The 807-nt window shown below is 65.1% G+C and carries 2 protein-coding genes; both read left to right on the plus strand.

The window, feature by feature from the left end:
• Positions 1-511, plus strand: a 511-nt coding sequence (locus ON32_RS02590) for a replication initiator (protein WP_040788452.1), incomplete at its 5' end; no start/stop codon positions are given.
• 14 nt (positions 512-525) lie between these two features.
• Positions 526-702, plus strand: coding sequence for a helix-turn-helix domain-containing protein (locus ON32_RS28425; RefSeq protein WP_085995107.1), 177 nt, complete (start codon positions 526-528; stop codon positions 700-702).
• The last annotated feature ends 105 nt before the right edge of the window (positions 703-807 follow it).

Consider the following 807-nt stretch of genomic DNA (forward strand, 5'->3'; position numbering starts at 1 on the left):
GACCAAGTCCATCGGTGAGGTGCTGGAAGCGAAGACCGCGCGGGCGGCCGACCACTACGACCGGTTGCATGCCGAACTCCAGAGGGTGCCGTGCTCCAAACGCTGCCCGGTCTGGCTGCGCTACGGCATCGTCCCGGTCGGTGCCACGGACAAGACGGTGCCGGGCCGCTGCAAGGGCAAGGCGCATCGCCGCGACACGCTCGGGCTGCCGGGTCGGCGGGTGCTCAAGTCGGATTTGTGGTCGGGCAAGACCCTGGCCGATCACAACGCCGATCGGGCGGAGTTTGTTCGGCAACTGCTGGCCCGCTTCGGGATCGAGAAACCGGACCGTTCGCACCTACAGATCACCCCGGTTCAGCCGGGCGATCCCAACGCGCTGCCGCGTGACCATCTGATCTTGGCGACCATCGCCCGGCGTTCGGCCTGGCGTGCGGAATACAACCGGGCACTACTGGCGGCGGCCGGTCCACCGGGTGGGCAGGAAAGTTCGGCAATTCCGGTAGCGGCATAGGAAGGGATAGGGAAATGGCGCGATTGCTAACGGAGAAGGAAGTTCGGGAGCGGATTCCGATCGGTCACAGCAAGTACTACGAGCTGATTGGCTCGGGCGAGTTGCGGTCGGTGAAGGTCGGGCGTCGACGGTTCGTGACCGAACAGGCGGTTGCTGACTATATCGCGAGCCTTGATCGGGCGGCGGCATGAGCAGGCGGCAATTACCACCGCAGATCAAGAAGGTGACGCTAAAGGACGGGACTGTCCGGTACCAGGTCACCGCCGACGCGGGCCTTGATCCGGAGACGGGTAAGC

This window comes from Nocardia paucivorans NBRC 100373 (assembly GCF_000308675.1).
Taxonomy (GTDB): domain Bacteria; phylum Actinomycetota; class Actinomycetes; order Mycobacteriales; family Mycobacteriaceae; genus Nocardia; species Nocardia paucivorans.